This is a genomic window from Candidatus Kuenenia sp., assembly GCF_039794105.1.
Taxonomy (GTDB): Bacteria; Planctomycetota; Brocadiia; order Brocadiales; family Brocadiaceae; genus Kuenenia.
Genome location: NZ_JBDIWA010000061.1, coordinates 1 through 7,460, shown reverse-complemented (window position 1 = coordinate 7,460; position 7,460 = coordinate 1). Strand labels below are relative to the sequence as shown.

The 7,460-nt window shown below is 40.5% G+C and carries 6 protein-coding genes; 3 read left to right on the top strand and 3 right to left on the bottom strand.

Translation table 11 applies throughout. The features are described from left to right. Positions 1-367: TolC family protein (locus ABJL82_RS16245; protein WP_347275754.1), on the top strand; the 367-nt coding region annotated here is incomplete at its 5' end. Positions 368-736: 369 nt separating this feature from the next. Here ABJL82_RS16245 and ABJL82_RS16240 read toward each other — a convergent pair. Beyond that, entirely contained in the window at positions 737-1,576 is an 840-nt protein-coding gene (locus ABJL82_RS16240) for a universal stress protein (protein ID WP_347275753.1), read from the bottom strand. Positions 1,577-1,959: 383 nt separating this feature from the next. On the opposite strand from ABJL82_RS16240, the gene ABJL82_RS16235 reads away from it, so the two are divergent. After that, positions 1,960-2,127 carry a hypothetical protein gene (locus ABJL82_RS16235; RefSeq protein ID WP_347275752.1) on the top strand — a complete coding sequence of 56 codons (168 nt, stop codon included), beginning with the start codon at positions 1,960-1,962 and terminating at the stop codon, positions 2,125-2,127. A gap of 101 nt (positions 2,128-2,228) precedes the next feature. Here the strand turns inward: ABJL82_RS16235 and ribD are convergent, their stop codons facing one another. Both ribD and aroA read right to left on the bottom strand, forming a co-directional pair. Next, a complete protein-coding gene (gene ribD / locus ABJL82_RS16230) occupies positions 2,229-3,332 on the bottom strand; it encodes a bifunctional diaminohydroxyphosphoribosylaminopyrimidine deaminase/5-amino-6-(5-phosphoribosylamino)uracil reductase RibD (protein WP_347275751.1) in 1,104 nt (367 codons plus the stop codon). Positions 3,333-3,334: 2 nt separating this feature from the next. Next, a complete protein-coding gene (gene aroA / locus ABJL82_RS16225) occupies positions 3,335-4,609 on the bottom strand; it encodes a 3-phosphoshikimate 1-carboxyvinyltransferase (protein ID WP_347275750.1) in 1,275 nt (424 codons plus the stop codon). 368 nt (positions 4,610-4,977) lie between these two features. On the opposite strand from aroA, the gene cooS reads away from it, so the two are divergent. Next, positions 4,978-6,954, top strand: coding sequence for an anaerobic carbon-monoxide dehydrogenase catalytic subunit (gene cooS / locus ABJL82_RS16220; protein ID WP_347275749.1), 1,977 nt, complete (start codon positions 4,978-4,980; stop codon positions 6,952-6,954). Positions 6,955-7,460: the final 506 nt, after the last annotated feature.

Genomic DNA, 7,460 nt, shown 5'->3' with positions numbered 1-7,460 from the left:
CCGAAGTGCAATTAAAGCGCAATTTGCAACTACACAGGCTACACAGATAGAAGCATTGTACAATTATCAAAAAACAATTATCAACGGTTATGTAGAAGTGTATAACGAAATGAATAATATTAAGAATTTGGGACAGGCATACGACCTCACAACCAGAAAAGTGGCAGCTTTAACTCAATCAATAGAAATATCATCGGAACTATTCAAAACGGGCAGAGCAAATTACTTAGAGGTATTAATAACACAAGAAAATGCCCTCCAATCGAAATTAGAATTAGTAAACATCAAGCAACAACAATTTAATGCAAGTGTAAATATTTATAAAGCGCTTGGCGGCGGTTGGACAAAAGAAAAGAATAAGGGATGAGATCATCCACAATTGCAAGTACATTTTTTGTAATCCTACCATTTCTCTTGCTTACTCTTATTTTCACCCATTGTGTACGATTGATGATTGCCGGGTTGGAAAGGATACATCCGGATGAATGGAAAAGGTAGCCAGACCGTCCCGGTCTGGGCTTCTATAGGTTGGAAAGGATACATCTGGATGAATGGAAGGATGGGGCTAGATACAAATATTGAAATATGCTTGTTTGAAAGACCTGTCATAAAATTACAAGGACGTATGCCACCGTATTGACCTTGTAATAACAGAAGTTCTCTTTACTACGGTAAACATATACCGTAATGCAGAACAACCGCCAGTGCTCTTTTCTAATTTATAAAACAAGCTTACTTACCGGTAAAGCAATAGTGGGCAATCAGTATGTCTCATTACCCTTGTAGTCGTGCTGCCCAAAATCATTTCTTGTAGTTTGGAATGCCCATACGCACCCATCACTAACAAATCGTAGTTGTCTTTACATGCATCCTGTATACCCTTTGCATGATCTTTTCCTTCTATTGGAACAATGTTTGGTGTGAGGTTAAGACCATCGAGAAAAATTTTTGCTTTGGATAAGATTTGCAGGGCTTTCTCCCTGGTATCATCAACACATAGTAACGTTATATTTAGTTTCATGAGTTGCGCCATTTCCGCCCCTACCGCCAATGCCTTATCTGCAAACAGGCTCCCGTCGTATGCAATAAGCATGTTGCAAAAGGATTTAAATCCCGCAGGCGTTATAAGCACGGGCTTATGTGTTTTCCGCACAACGAATTCTACGTTTGAACCAAGAAATACATCCCGCCATTCAGCGTGAGCCCCCATCTTCCCCATAACAATCAAATCATAATTTGCCGATGATTTTACAATTTCATGATTTACAATACCTTCTTGTATTTCACGGGTAAAGGGTACTCCCGCTTGTATACACTTCCCTTCTACCTGATTTAAAGCAGCGTCTGCCTTAGAATCAAGCATTTCCCTGACCGTTTGATTAAACGTCCCATAGGGAACCATACCGCCAATGCTTGTGCCAATATCATGAATCAAAGGACCCGCCAGAATTTTAATATCTTTTACAAATAGTCCATGCACACTCCCATCATTTGTTTTCGCAATACTCACGGCATAATCTGCTGCGGTAAGGCTATTATCGGAACCATCGGTAGGAACTATAATTTGTTTTAACATAGGTAACCTTGATAAAAAAAATTTATATTATTTGCCACCAATTACTTCATTCTTGGCGTTCTGCAAAGCACAGAAGGAATCTGATTATTACGTTGTGATAAATTTTTGTCAAGTTAAAATATGACTTAAAGATGGTGAAATATATTTTCCACTACCATCTTTAGCATCCGAATGAATGTCAAAGAAATTCAGACACTCTTCAAGCCCTCATTAAACGCTAATATCTCCCCAGGAAGGCATGTTCATTTATTGTGTTTTATTTCTTATTTTTGTGATTAATTTGGGCTTGACATTATGTGCTGTGGGTATATAATTTTTATCGATTTTTAATTATTTCAGATTGTAGGATTTGACCTATTTTATAAGCGGGAGAAAGTAATAACATGATTTTAGGGGCTAATCATTCCACAGATAACCAGTCAAAGAAAACTGAGCGTTTATCATTTATCAAAGAGAGATATAAGAAGTTAGTACTTGAGCCAAGAAAAGAAATTGAATTCGAAATTGAAAGATCTCTTGATGATGAAGATGGCGCAGTAGAATCTGCGTAAACATGCTATGTTATCCCACATACCATCTACATCTACTCATTCCGAAAGAAGACTTAGCCGTATTTTTAATTTAATGCACGTGATACAATTTTCTATTTGCTTTAATTTAAAAGTCCCTCCACTACAATATCGTCTGAAAATCTATAGTGCCTTACTTCTCTTATTTTCAGCGCATCGCAAACGTTTTCAACGCCCTTACCCAACACCGGAGAGGTATCCCCACATCCTCCAATTATGATGGGAGCGATAAATACAATAATTTTATCCGCAAGACGTTTTTCTATTAATGAGGTGATTATTTTACTACCACCTTCCACCATAATATTGGTCAACCGCATTGACCCCAGTTTTAAAAAGAGTTCTTTTAAATCAACATGGTCGTAATCGCCGTTTGTTTCTATAACCCGGCATCCTGATTGCTGTAATATCTCAATTTTTTGGGTGGGTGCGTTTTTACACACCGCGATAATTATTTCACTTTGTTGGGCAGTCCTGATAAGCGCTGACGTTAAGGGAAGCGAAGCCTTGCTATCAACGATTATTCTTTTTGGATTTCTTCCCTCATTAATTCGGCATGTCAATAGTGGATCATCTTTCAAAACGGTGTTAATTCCCACCATAACGCCATCAACCTGACTTCGCAATGTATGAACATACCGGCGGGATTCTTCCGACGTAATCCATTTTGAATTGCCGGTAACGGTGGCAATCTTGCCATCAATCGACATCGCCCACTTTACGATTATATAAGGCATACCCTTTTGAATTAATTTAAAAAAAGGGGCGTTAAGTTTTTTGGCTTGATCTTCCATGACGCCCATGCGCACTGTTATTCCCGCAGCCTGTAATTGCTTCACCCCTTTGCCGGATGTAACCGGATTAGGGTCCACGCATGTAGTTACAACCCTTGCAATTCCCGCCAAAATTATTGCGGCAACACAAGGTGCGGTTTTACCATAATGAGCGCATGGTTCCATGGTTACATATAGCGTTGCGCCTTTGCAGTTTACTCCGCCTTCATTTATAGCGTGTATTTCCGCATGAGCGCCGCCGTATTTCTTATGGTACCCCTTCCCAACGATTTCATTGTTTTTTACAATAACAGCGCCGACCATTGGATTAGGTTCAACCATCCCCCTGCCTTTTTCTGCAAGTTCCAATGCAAGCGCCATATATTCTTCGTCATGTTCTTTCATAAGCGGCATAACTATTCCCGCAATTTTTCTATCAGTTGGAAATAATCAGGAAATGTTTTAGAGACACATTCCGGATTTTTAATAAATATCCCGTCTGATTTTAATCCTATCAAAGCAAAACTCATTGCCATGCGATGGTCATCATAGGTTTCTATTTCCGCAGGTTTCGGCATAGAAGGTTCAATCTCAAAACCATCTTCATATTCCGTGACAGATATCCCCATTTTCCGCAATTCTTTTGCTACGGCGGCGATTCTATCCGTTTCCTTAATTCTCATGTTTTTGACATTTCTCACCCTTGTTTTGCCTTTCACATAAACCGCAACCGCCGCTAATGTTTGCGCCACATCAGGCATATCCCCCATGTCAATATCTATGCCATGCAATGCCCTGCCGCTGACTTCTATCCAGTCCTTCCCCCTATCCACATGACATCCCATTTTATTTAAAACATCGGCAAATTGGACGTCGCCCTGCAAAGAATCTTTTCCTACGCCTTCAACCCGCACTCTTCCACCGGTAATCGCCGCAACAGCAAAAAAATAAGATGCTGCGGAAGCATCTCCTTCCACCTCATAAGAAATTGTTTTGTACCGCTGTCCGCTTTTCACCAACAATCTTTTGTAACCGATATTTTCTACAGTTACGCCATGCTTGCCCATTAAATCAATGGTCATATCAACATAACGCTTTGACGCCAGATCGCCCTTCACTTCTATTGTCACATCATGCTCTGCATAGGGAGAAACCATTAATAAAGCGCTAAAATATTGACTGCTTAAATCGCCATTCACTATAGCCTTCCCTCCCTTTAACCCCTTGCCTTTAATGATGACCGGAGGGCAGCTATTGTCAAATTTTGATTTTACTTCAGCGCCAAGTTGGTTTAAACCTTCCAGCAAATCCTGTATAGGTCTTTGTCCCATTCGTTCCACACCGCCAATTTCATACACCCCGTACCCTAACGTAAGCAGAGCGGTAAGAAATCTCATGGCAGTCCCGGCATTACCAACAAACAGATTTGCCTTCTCTGCGGGAATACACCCCCCCTTGCCATTAACAATAAATGTGTTCGTGTCTCTTCGCTCCTCCACAGGAATCCCAAGAGAATTTAAACATGACGCCATATAACTTGTATCATCGCTAAAAAGGGCATTATTTATTGCAGATATTCCGTCGGCCAATGCCGTTGTAATTAATGCCCTGTTTGTATAGCTTTTTGAACCTGGAACCCGAATTACCGTGTTTATTCTTCCTGTAATAGGTTTAATCTCAATCACATTCATTCTGACATCCCGTCCGTTTAAAACTTGTTGTTCATGATATAACAGATATTTTTATTTTACATCTGATTGCCTGCAAACAAACTCAATATAGCAAACATATAGCGAATTAAAAGAAAATAATCCATACGTCAAATATTTGAAAAAATATAACACTTTAGTCATTTGAAACTGGAAATAATCATTTGTAGTGCGACGAACCTCGTCGCACTACATTGTACATTGTTGAGTTTTTCAAAAAACTAAAGTGTTACTCCAAAATTGACTTTGTTTCTGTGATTTGATAGAATCCCGCTGATTTTTAAAATACTAATAGGTACGACAGCTTTCTTTATATTGTTTTATTGATTGGGAAAAATAAAGGTGGACAAATGAAACATTTTTTAAAAAAGGAAAAGGAATTAAGAAAAAAAGGCTTTGCTGATAAGCAAATTGAGGAGACCGTTGATTTCTTGCGACAACAGGGCATTGAAACGGTTTGGGATATACAGGCGGCTTACGATACAAGCCTGTTTGGGTTGAAAGACAGATGTGGATTTGGAAGTCATGGACTCTGTTGCCGTAACTGCAATCTTGGCCCCTGCCGGCTGGATAGTGAAGAATTACCTCTCCATACAAGGCTTGCAGCCCCAAAGGTAAAGAGGAGTTCCTGCGGCAAAACGGCTGATAATATGGTTGCCGGTATGTTTCTTCAAACGGTGCTGCGTGGCACAAGCTCGCACCTGGGACATGCAATACATATGGCAAAAGCGTTTGTCGCGGCAGCGAAAGGGTCTGAAAATTTCCCAATTAAAGATGAGGCAAAACTTTATGCCGTGGCAAAAGAATTAGGCATAGATACTGACGGCATGCAAATGCTTGATGTTGCAAAGGAAGTTGGTCAAAAAGCGATGGAAGACCTTGTTGGGCAGGGAGAGGGACCTATGCATTTCGCCCTTGCCCTTGCGCCAAGAAATATTGATAAACTAATAAAAGCAGGCATTGTTCCTCAAAAAGGCGCAGCAGAGGCTATCGTTCAGGGAATCCATAGTACCGCCCAAGGGATGATGAGCAGCACAGACCACATTATCATGTCGTGTTTAAAATACGGGGTAATTGATGTATTGGCCCTCTACATTTCAACACAATTACAGGATATTTTGCTGGGAGTACCCACACCCAAAGAAAGCTCGATAGGTATGGACGCACTCGATAAAGACAAGGTAAATATCCTTGTACATGGCCATGTGCCTGTACTTTCTGAAATGGTGGTTCATTTTGCAAACAAACTTGAGGACATGGCAAAAGAGGCGGGAGCGAAAGGCATTAATGTGGTAGGAACCTGTTGCACCGGTACGGAGGTGTTAATGAGGCTCGGCATACCCATGGCTGGTAGCACAATTATGCAGGAACTTGTGGTTGGTACAGGACTGGTAGACGCCGTATGTGTGGATGTACAGTGTGTGTATCCATCACTTTCGTCAATTACAAAGGGGCTCCATACCCGATTAATTACTACCATGCCTGAATTGCGGATGGACAATGATACCTATATTGAATTTACTTCGGAAAACGCCCATGAATCCGCAAGGCAAATTGTAGAGGAGGCAATCAAAGCGTATAAAGACCGTTTATCTGACCGCGTATTTCTGCCGAAAGCAAAAGGACATAAATTAATGGGTGGTTTTTCTACCGAGGTAATGATTGACGTCCTGAAAAAATTAAATGCCCGCCAGCCGCTAAAGCCGCTTGTAGATCTTATAGTTGACGGTTCTATTCAGGGCGTTGCCGTGCTTGCCGGTTGTTTGTCCTCAAAGATTCAAACAGACATGAGTTTTGTTACCATGGCAAAGGAGCTTTTAAAGAATAACGTTTTGGTTCTTGCTACAGGCTGCGCTGCAACGGCATGCGCGCGTCACGGATTACTTACAGGAGAGGCGAAAAAATATGCAGGAGATTCTTTGCGGGGTGTTCTGGAAACAATAGGAAAAGCCTCGGGATTAAATGTAAGCATTCCCCCTATCTTTCACTTTGGTTCATGCGTGGATAATTCACGCTGCGCTGTATTGGCTTCAGCCATTGCGGATTATCTGAACACATCCATCGATAAGCTCCCCCTTGTTGCAAGCGCCGCCGAACATGTTGTGGAAAAAGCGGCCGCTATTTATATGGGAGTTATGGCGCTTGGAATTACCACACACATTGGCGTAACACCAAAGCTTGGAGGTTCGCCGTATGTAATTGATATGCTTACCAACAAACTGGAAAGTATCACCGGCAGCACATTAATCATTGAAATCGACCCTGTTGAATCGGCAAAAAAGATGATACATCATATTCAAAAGAAAAGAAGGGCATTGGGAATATGATAATTTTCAACACATCAGTACCTTATCAGTAATTTCTTGTAACTATTCAGCGTAATCTATTAAACTACGAAGCACAACTCGTTTCCAAATTCATATTTGGGAACGTAACGACACTGAAAATTACATTCGCGGGTTCAGGTTTGTAACCTGAACCAAACGTTTTATACTTTTAATCCCTCCTTCTATTGGCAGAACAAACGAAAAATAAATTCCAGATTCCAAGCAGTGGGAAATATAGGGACACTTCCCTTATTTTTCCAACAAGATCAAGCAAGAAATATAGGAAGTGTCCCCTAATTATCCTTTATTATTGCTTATTATTTCCACCTGTCAATTACAAAAAATAAAACATTTCAAAGAAAAAGGCGGGGTCAATTCTTAACAGGCTGTCCGAGAATGCAAGTTTTCACAAATTTGCTTATAATTATTAGGGTAACAGGGTTGCAATGGCGAAAATGGACGATATAATTATAAGTAAAAATGAGAACAACAAATCCAAACCACAT

Excerpts from the sequence above, each read along its gene's own strand:
- ABJL82_RS16235 (WP_347275752.1), top strand. The coding sequence starts at position 1,960 with ATGATTTTAGGGGCTAATCATTCCACAGATAACCAGTCAAAGAAAACT.
- ribD (WP_347275751.1), bottom strand. The coding sequence starts at position 3,332 with ATGCCGCTTATGAAAGAACATGACGAAGAATATATGGCGCTTGCATTG.
- ABJL82_RS16240 (WP_347275753.1), bottom strand. The coding sequence starts at position 1,576 with ATGTTAAAACAAATTATAGTTCCTACCGATGGTTCCGATAATAGCCTT.
- cooS (WP_347275749.1), top strand. The coding sequence starts at position 4,978 with ATGAAACATTTTTTAAAAAAGGAAAAGGAATTAAGAAAAAAAGGCTTT.
- aroA (WP_347275750.1), bottom strand. The coding sequence starts at position 4,609 with ATGAATGTGATTGAGATTAAACCTATTACAGGAAGAATAAACACGGTA.